This is a genomic window from Bradyrhizobium stylosanthis (genome assembly GCF_001641335.1).
In the GTDB taxonomy this organism is placed as follows: domain Bacteria; phylum Pseudomonadota; class Alphaproteobacteria; order Rhizobiales; family Xanthobacteraceae; genus Bradyrhizobium; species Bradyrhizobium stylosanthis.
The window spans coordinates 1-23,001 of record NZ_LVEM01000007.1 but is presented as its reverse complement, the minus strand read 5'-3'; the positions used below and the strand labels follow the sequence as shown (position 1 = coordinate 23,001).

Below are 23,001 nucleotides of genomic sequence, written 5' to 3'. Positions count from 1 at the left end.
CAATCAGAACTCGACGCCGGCCTGCGCCTTGATGCCGGAGCGGAACGGGTGCTTCACCAGCGTCATCTCGGTGACGAGATCGGCGATCTCGATCAGCTCGTCCTTGGCGTTGCGGCCGGTGAGCACGACATGCGTCATCGCAGGCTTCTGCGTTGTCAGGAATTCGACCACTTCGGCGATGTCGAGATAGTCGTAGCGCAGCGCGATGTTGATCTCGTCGAGCACGACCATGCGCAGGTTCTCGTCGAGAATCAGCTCCTTGGCCTTCTCCCAGCCGGCGCGTGCGGCGGCGATGTCGCGGGCGCGGTCCTGCGTCTCCCAGGTGAAGCCTTCGCCCATCGCGTGGAACTGGCAGAGGTCGCCGAAATGCCCGGTGAGCAGGCGCCGCTCGCCGGTATCCCAGGCGCCCTTGATGAACTGCACGACCGCGCAGGGGAAGCCGTGGGCGACGCAGCGCACGATCATGCCGAAGGCCGAGGAGGACTTGCCCTTGCCGGCGCCGGTGTGGACGATGATGAGGCCCTTTTCGCCGCTCTTGGTCGCCATGATCTTGTCGCGGGCGGCCTTCTTCTTCGCCATTTTCTGGGCGTGCCGGGCGTCGATTTCCTCGGCTGTTTGGGTATCCGGTTCAGGCGTCATCGGTCCCGGTCCTTCGGCTTGACAAGAGGCGGCCGGGGGCAAATGGTGGCCCGGCGCTGGTTCCTGTCCTATGACAGGCGAAGAGGGAATGCGATAGGGTCCGAATCGGCAAGATTTGGGTTCAAAACGCAGCCGCCCCCGCGACCGTGACCGGAGAGATGCCCGAAGCCACTGACCCCTCACGGGATCGGGAAGGCGGGGATCGAAGGGCCAAAACCCTGCTCCGCAAGCCGGGAGACCTGCCAGCGCGGACGAGTTTTGGACCGGCGGACGGGGTGTTCCGCGACGGGGAAACGGCCTCTCAAGTCAGGGTCCGTGCGCCTCATCGCCGCCCGCTGACTATCCTGGAAGAGGCGATGACCGTCACACTTCACGTCTGTATTACCTGCCGCGCCGGCCAGACGCTCGGCGAGGGCGAGACCACGCCCGGCAAGCGGCTGCATGGCGCGATCCTCGAGGCCGGCGTGCCCGAGGGCGTCAACGTGGTTCCCGTGGAATGCCTGTCTGCATGCAGCCAGGGCTGCTCGGTCGCGCTCAGCGCGTCCGGCCGCTGGTCTTATGTCTATGGCCGCCTGTCGGACGCCAATGCGCAGGACGTCGTCGCGGGCGCCGCGGCCTACGCGGCCGCGCCTGATGGAATCGTGCCCTGGCGCAGCCGTCCCGAAATCTTCCGCAAGCAGTCGCTTGCCCGCATTCCTCCCCTTACCGTCATTCCCGAGGCCGCCGAATGAACTCGCTCGCAAAAGTACCCGTCACTGTGGTCACCGGCTTTCTCGGTTCCGGCAAGACGACGCTGATCCAGCATCTGCTCAGCAATCCCAACGGCAAGAAGCTCGCGGTGCTCGTCAACGAGTTCGGCAGCGAAGGTGTCGATGGCGAAATCCTGAAGTCCTGCGCTGACGCCAATTGCCCGGAGGAGAACATCGTCGAGCTCGCCAATGGCTGCATCTGCTGCACGGTGGCCGACGATTTCATTCCGACCATGGAGCAATTGCTGGCGCGCCCGGTGCGGCCCGATCACATCCTGATCGAGACCTCGGGGCTGGCACTGCCGAAGCCGCTGCTGAAGGCGTTCGACTGGCCGGAGATCCGCTCTCGCATCACGGTCGATGGCGTGATCGCGCTCGCCGATGCCGAAGCCGTCGCGGCCGGCCGCTTTGCGCCCGATCCGGATGCGGTCGAAGCGCAGCGCGCCGCGGACGAGAATCTCGACCACGAGACGCCGCTGTCGGAAGTGTTCGAGGATCAGATCGCCTGCGCCGACATCGTGCTCTTGACCAAGGCCGACCTTGCCGGCAGCGCTGGCATCGAAGCCGCCAAGGCCGTGATCACCGCCGAGATGCCGCGCCGCGTGCCGATGCTGCCCGTGACCGACGGCGCAATCGATGCGCGCGTCATCCTCGGCCTTGGAGCAGCCGCCGAGAACGATCTTGCCGCGCGTCCCTCGCACCATGATGGCGAGGAGGAGCACGAGCACGACGATTTCGCCTCCGTCGTGATCGATCTTCCTGAGGTGGCGGATGTCGATGCACTCGTTGCATCGGTGCAGAAGCTGGCGCGCGAGCAGAACGTGCTGCGCGCCAAAGGTTACATTGCCGTCGCCGGCAAGCCGATGCGGCTGCTGCTGCAGGCGGTCGGCGAGCGCGTGCGTCACCAGTTCGACAAGCCCTGGGGCGCGGGCAACAGGCAGTCAAAGCTCGTCGTGATCGGCGAGCACGGCGATATCGACGAGGCTGCGATCAAGGCGGGATTGGGAGTCTGATGCACGTCGTCTTCCGCGAGAGCCGCGGTCTCGAGGAGACCGCGACGCCAAGAGACATCGGCCAGGACCCGGCCGATCTCGTGGTGCTCTCGTATTCGGATTCCGACCTTGCCGCGTTTGCGGCCGGCTGGCGGCGCGGGCGGCGCAGCCTGCCGTCGCTGCGGCTCGCCAATCTCGCGGAGCTGCGTCATCCGCTCTCGGTCGATACCTATGTCGAGCGCACGCTGTCGCAGGCGCGCGGCATTCTGGTGCGGCTGATCGGCGGCGAATCCTACTGGCCGTACGGGCTCGCGGCTCTGCAGCAGCTCGCGAAGGATCGCAATATCGTGCTGGCCGTGCTGCCCGCCGATGGCCGCGACGACGTCAGGCTCGATGCATACTCGACCCTGCCGGTTTCGACGCTGCGCCGGCTCAAGGTGCTCTGTGACACCGGCGGCCCGGTCGCGGCGCAAGCGGCGATCGCGCAGCTTGCGTTGGCCTCCGGGCTCTATGCAGGTCCGGTCGTCGGCGAGACGAGCGTGCCCGAGATGGGCTTTTATGATCCCGCGCGCGGTGTCATTGCTGCGCCGGCGGGCGGAGCGAAGCCGCTCGCGCTCGTGACGTTCTATCGCTCCTATCTCACGGCCGCGGATACCGGCCCGGTCGATGCCCTGATCGCCGCGCTGCGCGAGAAGGGCTTTGATGCGTATGGCGCGTTCGTCACCTCGCTGAAGGGCCCGGGCGTTGCGGGCTGGCTGCGGGACTGGCTTGCGCTGAATGCACCGGCCGCCATCGTCAATGCGACGGCATTTTCTGCGATGGGCGAAGACGGCACCACGCCGTTCGATGCCGCGTCATGTCCGGTCTTCCAGGTCGCACTTTCGTCGGCGCGGCGCGAGGATTGGGCGGACTCGCTGCGCGGCCTGTCGCCCGGCGACCTCGCGATGCATGTGGTGCTGCCCGAGGTCGATGGCCGCGTGTTCACAGGCGTGGTGAGCTTCAAGTCGGCGGCAGAGCGCGATCCCGATCTGCAGTTCTCGCATCTGGCGCACAGGCCAGATGAGGATCGCGTGAACGCCGTCGCAGCGCGCGTGGCCGCCTGGCGGCGACTTGCGGAGAAGCCGGTTGCCGAGAAGCGGCTGGCGATCGTGCTCTCGAACTATCCGGGCCGCCCGCACCAGATCGCGCATGCGGTCGGGCTGGATGCGCTGGCGTCGGTCGAGGCCTTGATATCCGATCTCGCGGAAACCGGCTTCGATGTCGAGCCGGTCCATGCGCTCGGCGAAACGCTGCTGAACCGGCAACTCACCTGGAGCGTCGCCGACTACCGCGCGGCGCTCGCGCGGTTGCCGCAATCCTTGCAGGATGACCTCGCGCAAGCCTGGGGCGCGCCGGAGAGTGATCCCAGCTGCCGCGATGGCGCATTCCAATTCGCGGCCGTCGCTTGCGGCCAATCGATCGTCGCGGTCCAGCCGGAGCGCGGCGATGCGGTGGCGCGCGATGCCGACTACCACGATCTCGGCCGCACGCCGCGCCATGCCTATGTCGCGTTCTATCTCTGGCTACGTGAGCAGTGCTACGATGCCCTCGTGCACATGGGTGCACACGGCACGCTGGAATGGCTGCCCGGCAAGTCCGTGGCGCTGTCGTCCGCGTGCTGGCCGGAGGCGCTGATCGGCCATCTCCCGGTCATCTATCCTTTCATCGTCAACGATCCCGGCGAGGCCGCGCAGGCCAAGCGTCGGATCGGCGCGGTGACGATCGGCCATCTCCCGCCGCCGCTCGAAAGCTCCGTCGTGCCGGAAGGACTGCGCCGGCTCGAGCGGCTCCTCGACGAATATTCGACCGCCGATGGTCTCGATCCCGCGCGCCGGCAGCGACTGATCGCCGCGATCCGTGACGAGGCGCGGGCCGCAGGGCTCGAAGACGATCTCGGCCTCGATGCATCGGCTGCACCCGCCGAGGCCATTCCGCGGATCGACCGCTTCGTCTGCGACCTCAAGGAGAGCCAGTTCGGCGACGGCCTGCACGTGTTCGGCCGCGGCACCTGCGGTAGCGCCGAGCGGGATGCGCTGCGTGCTGCGCTCGCCGGGCAGCGCGTCGCGCCGGGGCCGTCGGGCTCGCCCTATCGCGGCCGTCAGGACGTGCTGCCGACGGGACGCAATCTTTTTGCCGTCGATCCGCGCGCGGTGCCGACGCCGTCCGCGCATGCGCAAGGCATCAAGCTTGCCGAAGAGCTGCTGCGGCGCCATCTGCAGGATCACGGCGACTGGCCGAAGGGTCTTGTGGTCGACCTCTGGGGCTCGGCGACGATGCGCACCGCGGGCGAAGAGTTCGCCATGGCGCTGCATCTCGCCGGTCTTGCGCCGCGCTGGGATCACGCTTCGGGCCGCGTCACCGGCTACGACATCGTCGCGCCGGCCGAACTCGGCCGTCCCCGTATCGACGTCACGCTGCGGGTATCGGGCCTGTTCCGCGATGTCTTCGCGGGTCTTGCGCAATTGTTCGAGACTGGATCGCAGGCGCTCGCCTCGCGCGAGGACGAAGGCGAGGAGAACCCGTACCGTCACCGCGCCTCCCGCGTGTTCGCGCCGCGGCCCGGACAATACGGCGTCGGCCTCTCGGCAATCCCCGATGCCTTCACACAAGAGACGCGCGACGCCGCCGGCGAAGCCTGGCTGTCGGCCTCGTCCTGGGCATTCTCCGCCGATGGCGAGATCAGGCCCGATCGCGCCGGCATCGAGCAGCGGCTCGCCGCCGCCGACGCGTTCGTCCACGTCCAGGACTTGCCCGAAACCGATCTGCTGCTCGCTGCGGATTATGCCGCGCACGAAGCCGGCGTCGCGGCGGCGGCCGCCCATCTCGCTGCAGCCGGACCATCGCTTTATCACCTCGATACGACGCGCCCCGAGCAGCCGCATGCGCGCACGCTGACCGAGGAAATCTCCCGTGTCGTCCGCGCGCGCGCAGCCAATCCGGCCTGGATCGCCGGCATGATGCGCCACGGTTTTCGCGGGGCGGCCGAGATCACCGCGACGCTGGAGCACATGGCCGCCTTTGCGCATCTCGCCGGCGCCGTGCCGCCGCATCTGTTCGATCTCTATTACGACGCGACGCTGGGCCACGACGACGTCCGCGCCTTCATGGCGCGTGAAAATCCAGCGGCCCTTGCCGCGATGGAGACATGCTTTACCCGCCTGCACGAGGCTTCACTCTGGCGAACCCGCCGCAATTCCATTGCGGCTGCGTTGCGGGAGGCCTCATGAGCGCGGTCATGGTCAAGGGCTGGTGCCCGGGCGCGCTCCGGCCGATGCAATCGGGCGACGGGCTTGTGGTCCGCGTGCGGCCGTTCGGCGGGCGGCTCGATGCGGCGCAGGTCTCCGGACTGGCGCATCTCGCCGAACGTCATGGCAATGGCCTGATCGACGTCACCAGCCGCGCCAATCTCCAGATCAGGGGCGTCAGCGAAAACAGCCATCGGCTGCTGCTCGATGGCCTGGCGCAACTGGCGTTGCTCGATCCCGACGCCGATACCGAATCCCGCCGCAACATCCTGGTGACGCCGTTCTGGCGCGTGGGTGACGAGACCCAGGCGCTGGCCGCCGAGCTCGAAGAGGCGCTCGAGAACAGCCTGCTCGCGCTTCCGACCAAGTTCGGCTTTGCCATCGACGACGGCAGCTCGCGCGTGCTCGCCGGCGATTCTGCCGACGTGCGGATCGAGCGCGATCGTGCCGGAGCATTGCTGGTGCGCGCCGATGGTGCCAGGCGCGGCCGTTTGGTCGCGCGCGGCGAGGCCGTCGCCACTGCGCTCGCGCTCGCGGACTGGTTCGTGTCTTCGGGTGGCGCCAGGGGCGGGCGAGGGCGCATGGCCGCGCATCTCGCGGCCGGCGCGGAATTGCCCGAGGTGTTGCGGGGTGAAGCCGAACCCGCGCCGGTCATGGCGGCGGCGCGTCCCGGCCTTTATCCGCAGGGCGCGATGGTCGGCGTGGCCTTCGGACAGATGCCGCACGGGACGCTCAACCAGTTAGCCGGTTGCGGACATGCACTGCGCATGACGCCGTGGCGGATGGTCTTGAGCGAAGACAAGCGGACGATGCCGTCCGCGGCCGGCCTCATCACCGAGGCCTATGACCCGGCGCTGCGCGTCATCGCCTGCAGCGGTGCGCCGCGCTGTCGCGAGGCCCACGCGGACACCCGTGCTCTCGCCGCCGCGCTTGCGCCGAACATCGGCGCGGCCGCACGCCTGCACGTCTCCGGCTGTGCCAAGGGCTGCGCGCATTCCGGCGCGGCCGCGATCACGCTGGTCGCGACCGGTGCGGGGTTCGATCTCGTCCGCGGCGGATCGACCCGCGACGAGCCGATCCTGCGCGGGCTGAACCGCGACGACATCGTCGGCAATCCCTCCATCCTGCTGGGAGGGCATTGATGCCGCACGTCTACGAAACCGATGGCGCAGCGATCTACCGCCAGTCCTTTGCGACCATTCGCGCCGAGGCCGATCTTGCCCGCTTCGCGCCCGATGAAGAGCAGGTCGTGGTGCGGATGATCCATGCCGCCGGCATGGTGGGGCTCGAGGCGCATATCCGCTTCACACCGGGCATGGCGACCGCTGCGCGCGCAGCGTTGCAGAAGGGCGCCCCGATCCTGTGCGATGCGCGCATGGTCTCGGAAGGAATTACGCGCGCCAGATTGCCCGCGGCGAACGCCGTGATCTGCACGCTCGGTGATCCCACCGTGCCCGCACTCGCCCAGTCCATGCGCAACACACGCTCGGCCGCGGCGCTCGAATTGTGGCGGCCGCATCTCGACGGCGCGATCGTCGCGATCGGAAACGCGCCGACGGCGCTGTTCCACCTCCTCAACATGCTGGAGGACCGTGATTGCCCGCGGCCGGCGGCGATCATCGGCTGTCCGGTCGGCTTCGTCGGCGCCGCCGAATCCAAGGCCGCGCTGATGGCCGATCCGCCGGTACCGGCGCTGACGGTTGAGGGCCGCCTCGGCGGCTCAGCGATCACGGTCGCAGCCGTCAATGCGCTGGCGAGCCGGAGCGAATAGCGATGGGACGCATCATCTGCTGCGGTCTCGGCCCCGGTGATCCCGATCTGATGAGCGTGCGCGCCGACCGCACCGTGCGCAGCGCCGCGCATGTCGCCTATTTCCGCAAGAAGGGTAGGCCGGGTCAGGCGCGGCGCATCGTCGACGGCATGCTGGCGGCCGGCGTGACCGAATATCCCATGGAATATCCGGTCACGACGGAGATTGCCTTCGACAGCCCCGAATACGTGCAGCTGCTCGCCGGCTTCTATGACGAATGGGCCGAGCGCCTGGCGCGGCTTTCGCGCGCCGTCGATGTCGTCGTGCTCTGCGAGGGCGATCCCTATTTCTACGGATCCTTCATGCATCTGCACACGCGCCTACAGGGCCGCGTCGAAATCGAGGTGATCGCGGGCATCCCCGGCATGGTCGGCTGCTGGAACGGCGTCGGCCGGCCGATCGCGCTCGGCGACGACGTGACGACGGTGCTGATGGGCACGCTTCCCGAGCACGAGCTCGAGCGCCGCATGCGCGATTCCGATGCGCTCGTCGTGATGAAGACCGGCCGCAATCTTGCGAAGGTGCGCCGCGCGCTCGCATCCGCCGGCCGGCTCGACGACGCCTGGCTGGTCGAGCGCGGCACCATGCCGGGCGAACGCGTCGTACGGCTCGCCGAGATCGACGCCGCCGACTGTCCTTACTTTGCGATCGTGCTCGTGCACGGCAAGGGCCGGCATCTGGACGCCGCCGAATGACGGGCACGCTGACCATCGCGGGCCTCGGCCCGGGCAGCGAAGCGCTGGTGACGCCCGAAGTCACCGCCGCGCTCGCGACCGCGACCGACATCCTCGGCTATGCGCCTTACGTCTCGCGCGTGCCGCCGCGGCCGGGCCTGACGCTGCATCCGTCCGACAACCGCGAAGAGCTGCGGCGCGCGAGCGAGGCCCTGCGGCTTGCCGCCGAAGGCGGGCAGGTCGTCGTCGTCTCTTCCGGCGATCCCGGCGTCTTTGCGATGGCATCCGCCGTGTTCGAGGCGCTCGAGCAGGCGCCGCGCTATCGGGACTTGCCGATCCGCGTGCTGCCCGGCATCACCGCGATGCTGGCAGCTAGCGCGCGCGCCGGCGCGCCGCTCGGCCACGATTTCTGTGCGATCAATCTCTCTGACAATCTCAAGCCTTGGGCCGTGATCGAGAAGCGCCTGCGCCTTGCGGCGGAAGCTGATTTCGCCATCGCGCTGTACAACCCGCGCTCGGCAAGCCGCCCGGAGGGCTTTGGCCGTGCGCTGGCGCTGCTGAAGGAAGCCGGCTGCGGCGAACGTCTCATGATCTTTGCGCGCGCGATCAGCGCAGCCGACGAGAAGATCGAGACCGTGACGCTGAACGAGGCGCGGCCCGAAATGGCCGACATGCGGACGCTGGTGATTGTCGGCAATTCGCAGACGCGGCGCGTCGGCCGCTGGGTCTATGCGCCGAGGCGGGTCGAATGACCGAGCCACTGCATCACGTCGGTGACGCTCTCGACCCGCGGTCGCTCGGGCAGCTCTGGCCGCGAGATCATGATCACGGGCACGCCGAGAATGCGCGCCGCGTCGATCTTGGCGCGCGCGCCGTCGCCGCCGGAGTTGCGGGCGACGATCCAGCCGATGCCACGCGTGCGCATCATCTCCAGCTCAGCTTCGAGCATGAACGGGCCGCGCGACACGATCACGTCCGCGGAAAAGGGCAGGGGCGCTTCGGGGGGATCGACGAAGCGCAGTGTGTAGGTGTGCTGCGGTTTGCCGGCGAACGGAGCGATGTGCTGGCGGCCGATGGCAAGGAACACGCGTGCGGAAGTCGCAGGCAGCGCGGCGACCGCCGCGTTGACGTCCGCGACCTCGATCCAGTTGTCGCCTTGCGTTCTTTCCCAAGCCATGCGTTCGAGCGCGATCAACGGCGTACCGGCTTCGGCGCACGCCGCGACCGCATTGCGGCTCATCTCGGCAGCGAAGGGATGCGTCGCGTCGATGACATGCGTGATGCCTTCGCGCCTGATATAGTCGGCAAGCCCGCTCACGCCGCCAAAGCCGCCGATGCGCGTCGGCAACGGCTGGTCGGCGGGCGCGCGGGTGCGGCCGCCGTACGAATACACGGCGTCGATATGTGCTTGCGCGATCGCCGCTGCGAGCAGGCTCGCATCGGCCGTTCCGCCCAGAATGAGGGCGCGCGTCATGACTGATCCCTTGTTTGATCCCTGGCTGACCATTATCGGTATCGGCGAAGATGGCCTTGCCGGGCTGTCGGAGGCAAGCCGAAAGGCGCTTGCGAAGGCTGAAACCGTATTCGGTGGTGAACGCCATCTCGTGCTGGCGGATGTCGGCGCCCGCGGCCGTCCGTGGCCGGTGCCGTTCGATGCGAGTGTCGTGCTCGGCTGTCGCGGCCGCCCGACGGCCGTGCTGGCGTCCGGCGATCCCTTCTGGCACGGCGCAGGTGCAAGCCTCGCTGAAAAACTCGACGCAGGCGAGTGGATCGCGCACCCGGTGCCATCGACATTCTCGCTCGCTGCGGCGAGGCTGGGTTGGCGCCTCGAATCCACGGTCTGTCTCGGCCTGCACGCCGCGCCATTCGAGCGTCTCGTGCCGCATCTGGCGCGAGGCGCACGCGTCCTTTGTCTCGTGCGCGACGGGAAGGCTGCGGGCGATCTTGCGACATGGCTGAGTGCGCGTGGCTGGGGCGCCTCGTCCTTCTGGACGCTCACAGCGCTCGGCGGGGCGCGCGAGAGCATCGCTGAGCACCGTGCCGACAGCTTTGCGGGCGATGTCGCTGCAAACCTGGTCGCGTTGGCGATCGAGGCGAAGGGCGGGCAGGGCATTCCCCGCAGCTCCGGGCTTTCGGACGATCTCTTTCTCCACGACGGCCAGATCACCAAGCGGCCGGTGCGCGCGCTCGCGCTCTCGGCGCTGGCGCCTCGACCGGGCGAGAGGCTGTGGGACGTCGGCGCCGGCTCGGGCTCGATCTCGGTCGAGTGGGCGCTGTGCGGCGGGACAGCGACCGCCGTCGAGATGCGCGAGGATCGTGCCGCGAACATTCGCAGCAATGCCGCGGCGTTTGGACTGGCACACCGGATCACCGTCATCGCGGGGACCGCGCCCGAAGCGCTCGCCGCGCTGGACCCGCCGGATGCAGTCTTCATCGGCGGCGGTCTCGATCGCGCGATGTTCGATGCGATCTGGTCCCGCCTTGCGCCGGGTGCGCGACTGGTTGCGCATTCGGTCACGCTGGAGACGGAAGCGCTGCTGGGCGAGCTGCATCAGCGTCACGGCGGCGAGCTGATGCGGGTGGAGATCGCGCATGCCGCGCCCCTCGGCCGCTACCGGTCCTGGGAGGCGGTGCGGCCGGTCGTGCAGTGGAGCGCGGTCCGATGAAGGTCGCCGGATTCGGATTCAGGAAGGATGTCACGCTCGCTTCGCTGCGCGACGCGCTGCTGGCTGCCGGCGGGCCGGAAGGGCTTGCGGCCGTGGCGACCGTCAGCGACAAGGCCGACGCGGAGGCGCTGAAACAGCTCGCGCTGGAATGCGGTGTCCCGATCAAGGCCGTCCCGGCCGATAGGCTTGCGAAAGTCGATACGCCCACGCAGTCGACAATCGTCGCGGAAAAATTCGGCACCGGATCGGTCGCCGAAGCTGCGGCGATCGCAGCCGCAGGCCCGCGCGCGCGCCTGATCGCAACACGGGTCGTCTCGCAGGATCGGACCGCGACCGCCGCGATCGCGGAAGGAGACGGCGCATGACCGTGCATTTCATCGGCGCCGGGCCTGGGGCCCCCGATCTTCTCACCTTGCGTGGCCGCGACCTGATCGCGGCCTGTCCGGTCTGCCTCTATGCCGGCTCGCTGGTGCCCGAAGGCGTGCTGGCGCATTGCCCGCCCGGCGCGCGCATCGTCAACACCGCGCCGCTGTCGCTCGACGAGATCATCGCGGAGATCGCCGCCGCGCATGCCGAGGGCAAGGACGTCGCTCGCTTGCATTCCGGCGATCTCTCGATCTGGTCGGCGATGGGCGAACAGCTGCGGCGCCTGCGTGCGCTCGGCATTCCCTTCACCGTCACGCCCGGCGTTCCCTCGTTCTCCGCCGCGGCGGCCGCGATCGAGGCCGAGCTGACCTTGCCGGGCCTTGCCCAGACCGTGGTGCTGACGCGCACGCCCGGCCGCGCCAGCGCGATGCCCGAGGGCGAGAAGCTCTCCGCGTTCGCCGCCACCGGCGCGGTGCTTGCGATCCATCTGTCGATCCATCTGCTCGACACGGTCGTCGCCGAGCTCACGCCGCATTACGGCGCGGATTGTCCCGTCGCCATCGTCTGGCGCGCGAGCTGGCCTGAGCAGCGCATCGTCCGCGCGACGCTTGCGACGCTCGATGCCGCCGTGGGCAGCGAGATGGAGCGCACCGCGCTGATCCTGGTCGGCAGGACGCTGGGCGCTGCGGATTTCGATGAGAGCCGCCTTTATGCCGCCGACTACGACCGCCGCTATCGGCCGGTCGGCGTCGAGCCGCGCTTTCCGGAGGCGTCGTGATGGCCGCTGGCCTCGTCATCTCCGCGCCGGCCTCGGGCGTCGGCAAGACCACGCTGACGCTCGCGCTCGCGCGCGCCTGGCGTAATCGCGGCCTTAGGGTGCAGTGCTTCAAGAGCGGCCCCGATTACATCGATCCCGCCTTCCACGCAGCCGCGACGGGCCGCGCCTCCGTCAATGTCGATAGCTGGGCGATGGACCGCAGCACGATCGCGCATCTCGTCAGCCGCGGCGCGGATGCCGACATTGTCCTCGCCGAGGGCTCGATGGGCCTGTTCGACGGTGTCGCCGCGCGCGGCGTCTCCGGGACCGGGGCCTCGGCGGACATCGCGGAGATGCTGGGCTGGCCGGTGGTGCTGGTGATTGATCCCTCAGGACAGGCGCAGACGGCAGCGGCGATCGCCGCTGGCCTGCGCGACTATCGCGCCGGCGTGCAGCTTGCCGGCGTCGTGCTCAATCGCATCGCCAGTCCGCGCCATGAGGACCTGGTGCGGCGCGCGCTCAACGATTCCGGAATCGCCGTGTTCGGCGCGCTGCCGCGTCATGCCGAGATCAGTCTGCCGAAGCGGCATCTCGGTCTGGTGCAGGCGGAGGAGCAGGCCGAGATCGGCAAGCTGATCGACGAGGCCGCGCGTTTCGTCGCCGAGCACGTCGATCTCGACGCGGTGCTGCGCGCGGCCGCCGGCTGGTCGCCGCAGCCAGCCGCGAACGGCCTCAACGTGACGCCGCCCGGCCAGCGCATCGCGCTTGCGCGCGACGCGGCGTTCTCCTTCGTCTATCCGCACATGCTGGAAGCCTGGCGCGCGGCGGGCGCGGAGATCTCGACATTCTCGCCGCTGGCCGACGAAGTCCCTGATACCGCCGCCGACGTGTGCTGGTTGCCCGGCGGCTATCCCGAGCTTCACGCCGGAAAGCTCGCGGCCAATGCGCGCTTCCGAAATGGCCTGCGCACCTTCGCGGAGACGCGACCGGTGCACGGCGAATGCGGAGGCTATATGGTGCTGGGAACTGCGTTGACTGATGCCGAGGGCGTCCGCCACGAGATGACGGGCCTGCTCGGATTGGAGACGAGCTTTGCCAAGCGCCGCATGCATTTGGGCTATCGCCTTGCAGCGCTCGCAGCGCCCATTCCGGGGCATCAAGCCGGCGCACGCCTGCGCGGCCACGAATTCCACTACTCGACCATCCTTGCCCAGCCCGATACGCCGCTGGCGGTCGTGCATGACGCCACCGGTGCCGTCATCGCCGAGACCGGCTCGCAGCGCGGCCGCGCCACGGGCACCTTCTTCCATCTGATCGCGGAGGACCGGTGAGCGGTTTTGTCACCTTCATCTCCGCCGGTCCCGGCGATCCCGAGCTGCTCACGCTCAAGGGCGCCGCGCGGCTGCGCGAGGCCGACGTCGTGCTCTACGACGACCTCGCCTCCGGCGCGATCCTCGACCTCGCCCGGCCCGGCGCCAATCTCGTCGCGGTGGGGAAGCGGGCGGGGCGGCCCTCGACCAAGCAGCACCACGTCAATCGCCTGCTGGTCGACTATGCCGTCACAGGCGCGCGCGTGGTGCGGCTGAAGTCGGGCGATGCCGGCATTTTCGGCCGGCTTGAAGAGGAGCTGGAAACGCTGCGCGAGGCCGGCATCGGCTACGAGATCGTTCCCGGCGTCACTTCTGCCTGCGTCGCCGCCGCGCAAGCCGGCATTCCCCTGACCCGGCGTCACACCTCGCGCCGGGTGCAGTTCGTGACCGGGGCCGACGTCACCGGCGAGCTGCCGCCGAACCTGAACTGGGCGGCGCTGGCGGATCCTGAGGCGACCACCGTCGTCTATATGGGACGCCGCACCTTCCCGGCGCTTGCCGCAAAATTGATTGAGCATGGCCTCGCCCCCGAGACTCCGGCGCTGTTCGCCGAATCCCTCGGCCGCGCCGACGAACGGCTGGTCCGAACCACGATTGCCGAGCTGGCCGAGCAGCTTGCCCGGGGCGGGGCGGCCTCGACCGCGGCGGTCATCCTGTTCGGCGCGCTGGCGGGGGAATAAGTGTCATGACGCGCGTCGCCGCCGTTCGGCCCTTGCGCCCGGCGGACGAAACAGGCACACAGGACGGGCATGGTGCTCGACACGGCGCAAAGCGCCGGAGCATAATCGGGAATGGGGATGGGCGGACCCAGTTGCGGCGCCCAAAACCCCAGCCGCCCCCGCGACTGTAAGCGGTGAGGGGCTCCGATCAGCCACTGGGCCGCAAGGCTCGGGAAGGCCGGAGAACCCCAGTGAACCGCGAGCCAGGAGACCGGCCGTGCATGTTTTGAGGCCAAGGCCGTCGGGTGTGACGGCAGGAAGGAACTGAGCCATGCATATTGAACCCGGAATCGTGACGGGCGCCAAGCTCGTGTTGAGTTACGCAACCGGCATCGCCGCAGGCGGCGTCGCCCTGAAGCTCGCGGTCGAGACTGTGCGCGAGCAGGGCTTCGGCTCGCTCGCCGTGCGGACGCTTGCGACCACCGCGCTGGTCTTCACCTTCTTCGAGATCCTGCCGCACTTCCCGGTCGGCGTCTCCGAAGTCCACTTCATTCTCGGCTCGACCTTGTTCCTGTTGTTTGGCGCGGCGCCCGCAGCGCTCGGCCTTGCATTTGGCCTGCTGCTCCAGGGCGTGTTCTTCGAGCCTGCCGACATCCCGCAATACGGCATGAACGTTACGACGCTGCTGGTGCCGCTGTTCGGCATCCACGCGATCGCCTCGCGGATCATTTCGCGCAACACCGCCTATGTCGATCTGAAGTACCGCCAGGCACTGGCGCTCTCGACGACCTATCAGGCCGGCGTGATCGGCTGGGTGGCGTTCTGGGCGCTCTATGGCTCGGGCTTTGCCATGAGCAACCTCGCCAACATCGCGACGTTCGCGGCCTCCTACGCGCTGGTCATCGTGATCGAGCCGCTGGCCGATCTCGCGGTTCTGGCGCTGGCGAAGTCGCTGCGCGGTGTCACTGCGCCGGGTCTCGTCACCCCGCGCCTGCACAACGCAGCCTAAGAGATCAGGGGCGGCCGCAAGGGCCGCCCCATACTCCCGATGCTCACGCTCTCCCTGATCGGCATCGGTTGCGGCGATCCCGGGCAACTGACGCGTGCTGCGATCGACGCGATCAACGCGGCCGATCTCGTCCTGATCCCGCGCAAGGGAAGCGCCAAGTCCGATCTCGCCGATCTCAGGCGGACAATCTGCGCGGATGTTCTCACCAATCAGGCCACTGATATCGCCGAGTTCGATCTTCCGGTGCGCGACGCGGGCGAAGCGGACTACCGGAAGGGCGTGGACGATTGGCACGATGCGGTCGCAGCCGCATGGTCGCAGACAATCGCAAGCCATCTCCGCGGCGACGGCAAGGTCGCGCTGCTGATATGGGGCGATCCGTCGCTGTACGATTCCTCGCTGCGCATCGCGCGGCGGCTCGATCCCCTACCCAGGATCGAGGTCGTGCCCGGCATCACCTCGATCCAAGCGCTGTGCGCGGCGCATGCGCTGCCGCTCAACGACATCGGCGAGCCCTTTCTGGTCACGACGGGCCGTCGCCTGCGGGATGGTGGCTGGCCGCAGGGCGTCGACACGGTGGTCGTGATGCTCGACGGCGGCACGGCATTCCAGTCGCTCGATCCGGAAGGGCTTCACATCTGGTGGGGCGCCTATCTCGGCATGCCCGATCAGATCATCCTGTCCGGCGCGCTCACAGTTGCCGGCCCGCGCATCGTCGCGCTGCGTCAGGAAGCGCGCGAACGCCACGGCTGGATCATGGACAGCTACATTCTCAAGCGCAGGCCGTAAGCGAGGCAGCATGCTCCCCGGATGGGTCTATAAAAAGTGCCCCGAGATTTCCGCCGCCCATCGCGACGCGGCGATCGCGCGGCAGGCGCAACTGACAAAGCCGACCGGCGCGCTCGGGCGGCTCGAGCAGCTCGCGATCGAGCTCGCCGGCCTGCAGGCGACCGAAGAGCCGCGTGCGGCGCGCGTGCCCATTATCGTCTTCGCCGGCGACCACGGCATCGTCGCGCAGGGTGTCTCGGCCTATCCGCAAGCCGTGACCATCGCGATGATGGCGAATTTCGCCTCGGGCGGCGCCGCGATCTCGGTGCTCGCGCGCGAGCTGGGCTCAAGCCTGGAAGTCGTCGACGCCGGCTCGCTGGCGGAACAGGCGATGGCGGGCGTCATCACCGACAAGCCGCGCAACGGCACGCGCGATTTCAGCGTCGAGGCAGCACTCACGCCTGAGGAACTGGCGTTTGCCTTCGAGGCCGGCCGGCGCGCCGTCGCGCGCGCGGAGGCGAGCCAGCCTGACCTGCTCATCTTCGGCGAGATGGGCATCGGCAACACCACCGCCTCCGCGGCGATCGCCGCAAGCCTGCTTGGCGTCAGTGCCGAGGAGATCGCGGGCAGCGGCACCGGCATCGATGCAGCCGGCCGCGCGCGCAAGGCGCGTGTGATCGACACCGCGATCGCGCGTCATGGCGTTGCGGGCGCGTCGGCCGAAAAGATCCTGTGTGCCGTCGGCGGCCTTGAGATCGCGGCGATCTCGGGCGCGATCATTGCGGCTGCGCAAGCCCGCATCCCCGTGCTGATCGACGGCTTCATCGTGTCGGTCGCGGCGCTCGCGGCCGCGCGGCTCAATCCGTCGTGCCAGCCGTTCCTGCTGCCGTCGCACCAGTCGGCGGAGCAGGGGCACCGTCTCGTCCTGCGTGCACTCAACGTGCAGCCGCTGATCAGCCTCGATCTCAGGCTCGGCGAGGGATCGGGCGCCGCCATCGCGCTGCCGCTGGTGCGCGCGGCCTGCGCGCTCCACAACGGAATGGCGACCTTCGCGCAGGCCAATGTGCCTGACAGGCCTAGCTGATCCGCTGATTGACGGAGACGACGCGCCATCCGCTCGCGAGCCGGTCGATCCTCGTCAGCGACAGCGGATCGATCACGAAGCGCAGCGCCGCTGCCGGTGTGAGGTCCAGCGCGATGCACAGCGCGGCGCGGATGGTGCCGGAATGGACGACGAGCGTCGCGGAGCCTGGGCCGATCCGCGACAGGCCCAGCCGGACGCGCGCGACCTGATCCTCGAAGCTTTCGCCGCCAGGCGGCAGTCCGCGCGCCGGATCGCTCCAGAATTGCGCATATGCATCGCCTCCGGTCGCGGCGAGCTCATCGTGCCTGCGGCCCGTCCAGTCGCCGAAATCCTGCTCGCCGAATTCGACCATCAACTGAGGCTCGAGCCCGAGCGCGTGTGCCGTCTCGATCGTGCGCCGCAGAGGACTCCCATAGCTGGCCGCGTCCTGTGGCAAGCGCTGCCGCAACGCCTCCAGCTGCGCGCGATCGCCGAGATCGGCCGGCGCGTCGGCGGCGTGGATCGTCCCTTTGGCGCCGTCCACGGGGGCATGTCGGACCAGCCAGAAGAAGGTCTCGCCTTCCATGCTTATCTCCAGGGAAGTTGGCAGCTGTGGCAATAACGCCGCAGCTTGCACATTGACTCTGTCTTGATCGTAATCCTAGATGCTCGCGACGGTTTCCCCGAATTGGGATGAAAAGGGAATGCGGTGCGGGGACATTGTCCCCAATGCCGTGGCTGCCCCCGCAACTGTGAGCGGATAATCCTTCGTCAGAAGCCACTGGGCCCTCGGTCCCGGGAAGGCGACGAAGCGGTGACGACCCGCGAGCCAGGAGACCTGCCGTCAGCCGTGGTCACACGCGAAGATGTCGGTCGGGGAGTACAGACATTCGGCTTCATCGGAAGGCTCAGGCCCAGGGTGAGACCTCGTTCGCGGTGACGTGCCACTGACGTCATACCGAGGTCCACGACCGTGTCTTCCGTCCGTACCGCAACTCCGCGCAGCGTCCTGCTCGCGTCCGCAGCTCTCACGTCATTGATCACTATTCCCGGCGCGCTGGCGCAACAGGCTCGCGAACCGCTGCCGCGGGTCGAGGTATCGCCTGCCCAATCCGGCAAGCGGGCCAAGCCGGCCGCGCGGGAAGCCCAGAGCACGCGCCGTCCAGTGCCGCGTCGGTCTGCAGCCGCAACGGCCGCTTCAACACCGGCGGTGCCGGGCGCGGCCGGGCCGGGACAAGCGCAAACGCCGCTCAACAGCAACGCGGTCGCCGAGAGCGCTTCGCGCCTTGGCCTGACCGTGCGCGAGATACCTGCGACCGTGGAAGTGATCTCGGCCGCGACCATGCGCGAGCAGGGCTATCGCACCGTTTCCGAGGTCGCGCAGGGCGCCGTCGGCGTCACCTCCGGCGACGCGCCCGGGGAGCCGGCGGGATTCTCGATGCGCGGCTTCACCAACAGCCAGATCAACACGCTCTACAACGGCATCAAGATCGGCCCGCAGAACATGACCTCGCGGATCATGGACACGGCCAATCTGGAAGCCGTGGAATTCTTGAAAGGTCCGGCGTCGCTGATGTCGGGCGAAGGCGCCGCCGGCGGCTCGATCAATTTCGTCACGAAGCAGCCGCACACCGGCGCGATCCGTAACGAGGCTGATTTCTCGTACGACTCCCTGAATTCGTTCCGCACGCATTACGGCTCCGGCGGCAGCACCAACGTTCAGGGTCTCGATTACCGCTTCGACATCAGCCGCTCCTCGCTCAACGGCTTTGTCGACGACACCTATACCAAGACGCTCGACGTCTCGGGACAGCTCAACTACCGCATCTCCGACAACCTCAAGGTCTGGGGCGCGATCGAGTACCGCGAGGATCGCGGCAAGGCCTATTGGGGGGCGCCGCTGGTGCCGGTCGCCTTCAGCGGCTCGCATGCGACGAGCGGCATCGTCTCCGGTAACTACGTCTCGAACTACAACGGAACCAATCTCGGTGCGGTCACCATCGACGACCGGACCTTCAACACCAACTACAACGTTCTCGACAACCGCAACGTCGGACAGGAGGTCTGGCTGCGCGGCGGCTTCGAGCTGAAGCTCGCGCCCGACCTGACGCTGAAAAGTCAGGCCTATGGCTATGGCGCAGAGCGGACCTGGTTCAACAACGAGATCGAGGCGTTCAACTCCGCGACGAACCTGGTCGATCGCGAGCGCTTCTATGTCGCGCACAGCCAGCGGCTGGTCGGCAACATCACCGATTTGCTCTGGGATGCGAACATCGCAGGCTTCGACAACCGGCTGGTCACGACGCTGTCGACGAGCTATCTCGATTTCGTCCGGCCGGGCGCGGCGAATTTTCCGGGCGACTCCGTGTCGCTGGTCAATCCCGATCGCGGCTTCTACGGCCTGCTGACGACGCAGCAGCAGACCGCGCGGATCGACAACGAGGCGCTGTCGTTCGAGGATAGGCTGAAGCTGAGCCGGACCTTTGCGCTGGTCGGCGGCTTGCGTGTCGAGCATATCGGGCTCGATCGCAATTCGACCGACAAGAACGGACTGGAGAAGGCGGGCTTTCCCTACACGAAGGACTGGGCGCCGGTGACCGGCCGCATCGGCTACACCTGGGAGGCCGTGCCCGGCCTGACCTTCTTCAGCCAGTACGCGACCGGCGCGGACGTCTCGGCCAACAACATCTTCCTGCTCTTGCCCACCCAGCCGCTCGACCTGACGACCGCACGCACCTATGAGACCGGCGTCAAGCATCTGTTCTGGGACAACCGGGCGGAGTGGTCGTTCTCGGCCTACGACATCCAGCGCAAGAACGTCTATGCCGCGGCCGGCGGCATGCTGCTCAACATCGCCGGGCGGCAGGAGTCGAAGGGCGTCGAGCTCGCCGCCGCGGTGAGGCCGATCGATCCGCTGCGTCTCTGGGGCAACATCGCCTATGTCGATGCGCGCTATGCCGACTTCAATTTCGTCGGCGGCTCGTTCTCCGGCAATACGCCGCCGAACGTGCCGCGCATCGTTGCGAATGCCGGCGCATCCTACCGCTTCTTCACGCCCTGGCCGGTGGAAGTCGGCATCACCGGCCGCCATGTCGGCGACCGCTACAACACCGACGCCAACGTCGTGACGATGAAGGCGTACACCGTGGCCGATGTCTACGCCTTCGTCGACATCCCCAAGGCCGTGTTCAATGCGGTCGATCAGGCCCGTCTGACCTTCCGGGTGCGCAATATCGCCGACAAGCGCTACGCGATCTGGGGCGATCCGTTCTATCCCGACCAGATCCTGCTGGGCGCGCCGCGCACCTACGAGCTCTCGGCCGCGTTCAGATGGTAGGGCGCTGACCGCATGATGGGCGCGATCGTCCTGCTGCATCGCTGGCTCGGGATCGCGTTCTGCCTCCTGTTCGCGATGTGGTTCGCGAGCGGAATCGTGATGCACTTCGTTTCGTTTCCGTCATTGACGGAAGCGGAGCGGATCGCCGGACTGGCGCCGGTGGATCGTGCGCGGGTCGCCGTAGCCGTTGCGGGCGCTGTGTCAGCCAGCGGCGTCACCGACGCTACGCGCGTGCGGCTTGTTGAGCGGAGCGATGGGCCGGTCGCCATCGTGTCCGGACGGTCGCGCATGCGCGCGGTTCGTGCCACCGACGGCCAGGACGCATCGGTGCGCTCGCCCGAGGTCGCGCTCGCCATCGCACGAGATCATGCCCGCCAGCGCGGGCTCGATGCCGCGCATGCGGCCGTCGTTGCGCATGCGGACCACGATCAATGGAGTGTCCCGAACGGCTTTGATCGCCATCGGCCGCTGTTTCGCGTTGCTCTCGGCGATGCCGCCGGAACGGAGGTCTACGTCTCGTCGCTAACAGGGGAAGTCGTTCTGGATACCACCCGGAGCGAGCGGGGATGGAACCTTGTCGGCAGCGTCCTGCACTGGATCTATCCGACGGTGCTGAGAAGCCATTGGCAGCTCTGGGATCGCGTGGTCTGGACCCTGTCGCTGCTGGCCCTGATCGCGGCGGTGCTGGGCGCGGTGCTCGGGATCGTGCGGGTGAAGATGCAGGGAAGCCGGCTGTCGTCGCCTTTTCGGGGCTGGCACGCCCTGCATCACATCATCGGTCTCGTGGCGACTGTCTTTGTGCTGACCTGGATCTTCAGTGGCTGGCTTTCGATGGATCATGGCCGGCTGTTCTCGCGCGGGCAGTTGACCACGGCGGAAGCCGGCGTGGTGTACGCCGCGCCGGATTGGCGGACGGCTCTGCCGCTCGATCAAAATCCCATCTCGCCCGAAGCTCGCGAGGTCGAATGGTTCGCGTTCGGCGGCAATCTCTATCGACGCGAGCGGCGTGGGGTCGACAAGCAGATTGTGGTGCGGCCAGACGGCGCGGAGTCGCCGGACCTCGGCGCACAGGAGGTCGCAAGTGTGGCGACGCGGCTGGCGTCAGGCTGCGGCTTGCCTTCCGTTGTTGCCGATCACGACGACTATCCCGCGCAATCCACTGTTCCCGGGACGCCGGTCTACCGTTCCCGGTGCGGCGATGCCTGGCTCGATGTCGACGGTGCCGAAGGCAGCGTGCTGCAGAGACTGGATGGCTCGCGGCGGGCCTATCGCTGGTTCTACACCGCGCTTCACACGCTCGATTTTCCCGTGCTCATGGCGCATCCGCGTCTGCGCGATGTCGTGGTCGTCGGCCTCTGCGTGCTCGGACTGCTATTTTCGGTCACCGGCATCGTCATCGGGTGGCGGCGTTTGCGTTCGACCTTCGCGGCTTGAGCCGCCTCTCGGACAAATCATATGCACCATGCAAAATCCGGGTTGCGCGGCCAGGGGCAGGCGAGGATGATTGTCTGAGGGGCGCAGCGGTGCGTTCTCTCAACGGGACGATCGTGATCGATGTCAATTCAGCGCAAGCGCCTTGGTATGATCACGCCGTCCTCCAATTCGGTGCTGGAGCCCGCGACCTGCGCCATGGTGCATGGCGTTCCCGGCGTCACCGCGCATTTCTCGCGCTTCCGCGTCACCGAGATCGCACTCGATGCGGCGGCGCTGAACCAATTCGATGCCTCGGTGATGCTGCCGGCGGCGGACCTGCTGGCGGACGCCAAGGTTGATGCGATCGCCTGGAACGGCACCTCCGCAAGCTGGCTCGGCATCGGGCGCGACCGGAGCCTGTGCGAGGCGATCACGGCACGCACGGGCGTGCCGGCGACGACGTCGACGCTGGCCTGCGTCGATGCCGCCCGCGCGCTCGGCGCCAAACGCGTCGGCCTGGTCTCGCCTTATACCGACGACGTGCAGCGGCGCATCGCCGATGTCTGGGCCGGGGAGGGGATCGCCCCGCACGCGGAGCGGCACCTGGGGTTGCGTGACAATTTCTCCTTCGGAGAGGTGGCTCCGGCGACGATCGCGGACATGATCCGCGCCGTGGCAGCGGAGGGCGCGGACGCGGTCGTCATCCTCTGCACCAATCTCGACGGCGCCGCGCTTGCCGCCTCGCTTGAACGGGAATTGGACATCGCCGTGCTCGACTCGGTCGCGGTCACGCTGTGGCGGACGCTTGGTCTCGCCGGCGGCGACATCCGTGCCCTTGCGCCGTGGGGGCGGATATTTCAGACAATGCCAGTCATCAAGTGACGGAGACATCAGTGACGCAGCTCGATCTCGCCATTCGCGGCGGCACTATCGTGACGGCCAGCGACGAGTTCCGCGCCGATATCGGTATTCGCGACGGCCGCATCGTCGGCATCGCCGAGCGCATCGAGGGCGCGGCGCGCGAGATCGACGCGACCGGCCTGCTGGCGCTGCCGGGTGGCATCGACAGCCACGTCCACATCTCGCAAGCCTCGGGCCCCGACGTGGTGATGGCCGACGACTTCGCTTCCGCAACGCGCGCGGCGGCCGCCGGCGGCAACACCATGGTGCTGCCCTTTGCGCTGCAGGAGAAGGGGACGTCGCTACGGACCTGCGTCGAGAATTATCGCAAGCTCGCCGAGGGCGAATGCTATATCGACACCGCCTTCCACCTCATCATCTCCGATCCGACTGCGGTCGTGCTCGGGCAGGAACTGCCGGCCCTGGTCAAGGACGGCTATACCTCGTTCAAGGTGTTCATGACCTATGACGACCTCGTGCTCTCCGACAAGCAGCTGCTCGAGGTGTTCGAGGTCGCGCGCCGCGAGGAGGGCGCCGCGAGGAGG

General features: G+C 68.0%; 22 protein-coding genes and 3 riboswitches. Of the genes, 19 read left to right on the top strand and 3 right to left on the bottom strand.

Features of this window, described 5'->3' with window-relative positions; translation table 11 throughout:
* Window positions 1-3: 3 nt before the first annotated feature.
* Window positions 4-639 (bottom strand): cob(I)yrinic acid a,c-diamide adenosyltransferase, encoded by a 636-nt coding sequence (gene cobO / locus A7X65_RS36950; protein WP_063694332.1) that lies wholly within the window; start codon window positions 637-639, stop codon window positions 4-6.
* Between the two features lie 40 nt (window positions 640-679).
* Window positions 680-900: riboswitch (cobalamin riboswitch) on the top strand.
* A gap of 95 nt (window positions 901-995) precedes the next feature.
* Between cobO and A7X65_RS36945 the strand changes: the two genes are divergently transcribed.
* Genes A7X65_RS36945 through cobJ form a run of 7 tightly spaced genes read left to right on the top strand, consistent with a single transcriptional unit; the run spans window position 996 to window position 8,900 of the window.
* Window positions 996-1,370, top strand: coding sequence for a DUF1636 family protein (locus tag A7X65_RS36945; protein ID WP_063694331.1), 375 nt, complete (start codon window positions 996-998; stop codon window positions 1,368-1,370).
* The gene (gene cobW, locus A7X65_RS36940) at window positions 1,367-2,401 is read left to right on the top strand and encodes a cobalamin biosynthesis protein CobW (protein WP_063694330.1); all 1,035 of its coding nucleotides are present in this window, start codon (window positions 1,367-1,369) and stop codon (window positions 2,399-2,401) included. Before A7X65_RS36945 ends, cobW begins: the two co-directional genes overlap by 4 nt.
* Window positions 2,401-5,646, top strand: a complete 3,246-nt coding sequence (gene cobN / locus A7X65_RS36935) for a cobaltochelatase subunit CobN (RefSeq protein ID WP_063694329.1) — start codon at window positions 2,401-2,403, stop codon at window positions 5,644-5,646. Before cobW ends, cobN begins: the two co-directional genes overlap by 1 nt.
* Window positions 5,643-6,806 (top strand): precorrin-3B synthase, encoded by a 1,164-nt coding sequence (gene cobG / locus A7X65_RS36930; protein WP_063694328.1) that lies wholly within the window; start codon window positions 5,643-5,645, stop codon window positions 6,804-6,806. Before cobN ends, cobG begins: the two co-directional genes overlap by 4 nt.
* The gene (locus tag A7X65_RS36925; RefSeq protein WP_063694327.1) at window positions 6,806-7,435 is read left to right on the top strand and encodes a precorrin-8X methylmutase; all 630 of its coding nucleotides are present in this window, start codon (window positions 6,806-6,808) and stop codon (window positions 7,433-7,435) included. The genes cobG and A7X65_RS36925 overlap by 1 nt, the downstream gene beginning before the upstream one ends.
* 2 nt (window positions 7,436-7,437) lie before the next feature.
* The gene (locus A7X65_RS36920; protein ID WP_063694326.1) at window positions 7,438-8,169 is read left to right on the top strand and encodes a precorrin-2 C(20)-methyltransferase; all 732 of its coding nucleotides are present in this window, start codon (window positions 7,438-7,440) and stop codon (window positions 8,167-8,169) included.
* Window positions 8,166-8,900, top strand: coding sequence for a precorrin-3B C(17)-methyltransferase (gene cobJ, locus A7X65_RS36915; protein WP_063694325.1), 735 nt, complete (start codon window positions 8,166-8,168; stop codon window positions 8,898-8,900). Before A7X65_RS36920 ends, cobJ begins: the two co-directional genes overlap by 4 nt.
* Here the strand turns inward: cobJ and A7X65_RS36910 are convergent.
* A complete protein-coding gene (locus A7X65_RS36910; RefSeq protein ID WP_063694324.1) occupies window positions 8,876-9,622 on the bottom strand; it encodes a cobalt-precorrin-6A reductase in 747 nt (248 codons plus the stop codon). The two genes, cobJ and A7X65_RS36910, sit on opposite strands and share 25 nt — an antisense overlap.
* 10 nt (window positions 9,623-9,632) lie before the next feature.
* Here A7X65_RS36910 and A7X65_RS36905 point away from each other — a divergent pair, with 10 nt between their 5' ends.
* From A7X65_RS36905 to cobT, 8 genes are all read left to right on the top strand, one after another.
* Window positions 9,633-10,814: a bifunctional cobalt-precorrin-7 (C(5))-methyltransferase/cobalt-precorrin-6B (C(15))-methyltransferase gene (locus A7X65_RS36905; protein WP_063694491.1), complete on the top strand. Its 1,182-nt coding sequence runs from the start codon at window positions 9,633-9,635 to the stop codon at window positions 10,812-10,814.
* On the top strand, window positions 10,811-11,179 hold the full coding sequence (locus A7X65_RS36900; RefSeq protein ID WP_063694490.1) for a cobalamin biosynthesis protein: 369 nt from the start codon (window positions 10,811-10,813) through the stop codon (window positions 11,177-11,179). The genes A7X65_RS36905 and A7X65_RS36900 overlap by 4 nt, the downstream gene beginning before the upstream one ends.
* A complete protein-coding gene (cobM, locus tag A7X65_RS36895) occupies window positions 11,176-11,958 on the top strand; it encodes a precorrin-4 C(11)-methyltransferase (RefSeq protein ID WP_063694323.1) in 783 nt (260 codons plus the stop codon). Before A7X65_RS36900 ends, cobM begins: the two co-directional genes overlap by 4 nt.
* Window positions 11,958-13,268, top strand: coding sequence for a cobyrinic acid a,c-diamide synthase CobB (locus A7X65_RS36890; protein WP_063694322.1), 1,311 nt, complete (start codon window positions 11,958-11,960; stop codon window positions 13,266-13,268). Before cobM ends, A7X65_RS36890 begins: the two co-directional genes overlap by 1 nt.
* Complete coding sequence (cobA, locus tag A7X65_RS36885) at window positions 13,265-13,987, top strand: uroporphyrinogen-III C-methyltransferase (RefSeq protein ID WP_063694321.1); 723 nt, start codon at window positions 13,265-13,267, stop codon at window positions 13,985-13,987. Before A7X65_RS36890 ends, cobA begins: the two co-directional genes overlap by 4 nt.
* A 53-nt stretch (window positions 13,988-14,040) precedes the next feature.
* Window positions 14,041-14,260, top strand: a riboswitch (cobalamin riboswitch).
* Between the two features lie 37 nt (window positions 14,261-14,297).
* Entirely contained in the window at window positions 14,298-14,975 is a 678-nt protein-coding gene (locus A7X65_RS36880; RefSeq protein WP_063694320.1) for an energy-coupling factor ABC transporter permease, read from the top strand.
* 39 nt (window positions 14,976-15,014) lie between these two features.
* Entirely contained in the window at window positions 15,015-15,764 is a 750-nt protein-coding gene (cobF, locus tag A7X65_RS36875; protein WP_063694319.1) for a precorrin-6A synthase (deacetylating), read from the top strand.
* A gap of 10 nt (window positions 15,765-15,774) precedes the next feature.
* Window positions 15,775-16,827 carry a nicotinate-nucleotide--dimethylbenzimidazole phosphoribosyltransferase gene (gene cobT, locus A7X65_RS36870; RefSeq protein ID WP_063694318.1) on the top strand — a complete coding sequence of 351 codons (1,053 nt, stop codon included), beginning with the start codon at window positions 15,775-15,777 and terminating at the stop codon, window positions 16,825-16,827.
* On the opposite strand, the gene A7X65_RS36865 is transcribed toward cobT, so the two are convergent.
* Entirely contained in the window at window positions 16,820-17,392 is a 573-nt protein-coding gene (locus A7X65_RS36865) for a histidine phosphatase family protein (RefSeq protein ID WP_063694317.1), read from the bottom strand. The genes cobT and A7X65_RS36865 overlap by 8 nt on opposite strands.
* A 72-nt stretch (window positions 17,393-17,464) precedes the next feature.
* Window positions 17,465-17,666: riboswitch (cobalamin riboswitch) on the top strand.
* Window positions 17,667-17,779: 113 nt separating this feature from the next.
* On the opposite strand from A7X65_RS36865, the gene A7X65_RS42955 reads away from it, so the two are divergent.
* From A7X65_RS42955 to A7X65_RS36845, 4 genes are all read left to right on the top strand, one after another.
* Window positions 17,780-20,143, top strand: a complete 2,364-nt coding sequence (locus tag A7X65_RS42955; protein ID WP_063694316.1) for a TonB-dependent receptor — start codon at window positions 17,780-17,782, stop codon at window positions 20,141-20,143.
* A 12-nt stretch (window positions 20,144-20,155) separates the two neighbouring features.
* The gene (locus A7X65_RS36855; RefSeq protein WP_063694315.1) at window positions 20,156-21,577 is read left to right on the top strand and encodes a PepSY domain-containing protein; all 1,422 of its coding nucleotides are present in this window, start codon (window positions 20,156-20,158) and stop codon (window positions 21,575-21,577) included.
* Between the two features lie 120 nt (window positions 21,578-21,697).
* Window positions 21,698-22,438: a maleate cis-trans isomerase family protein gene (locus A7X65_RS36850; RefSeq protein WP_063694314.1), complete on the top strand. Its 741-nt coding sequence runs from the start codon at window positions 21,698-21,700 to the stop codon at window positions 22,436-22,438.
* A gap of 11 nt (window positions 22,439-22,449) precedes the next feature.
* Window positions 22,450-23,001, top strand: a 552-nt coding sequence (locus A7X65_RS36845) for an amidohydrolase family protein (RefSeq protein ID WP_245324046.1), incomplete at its 3' end; no start/stop codon positions are given.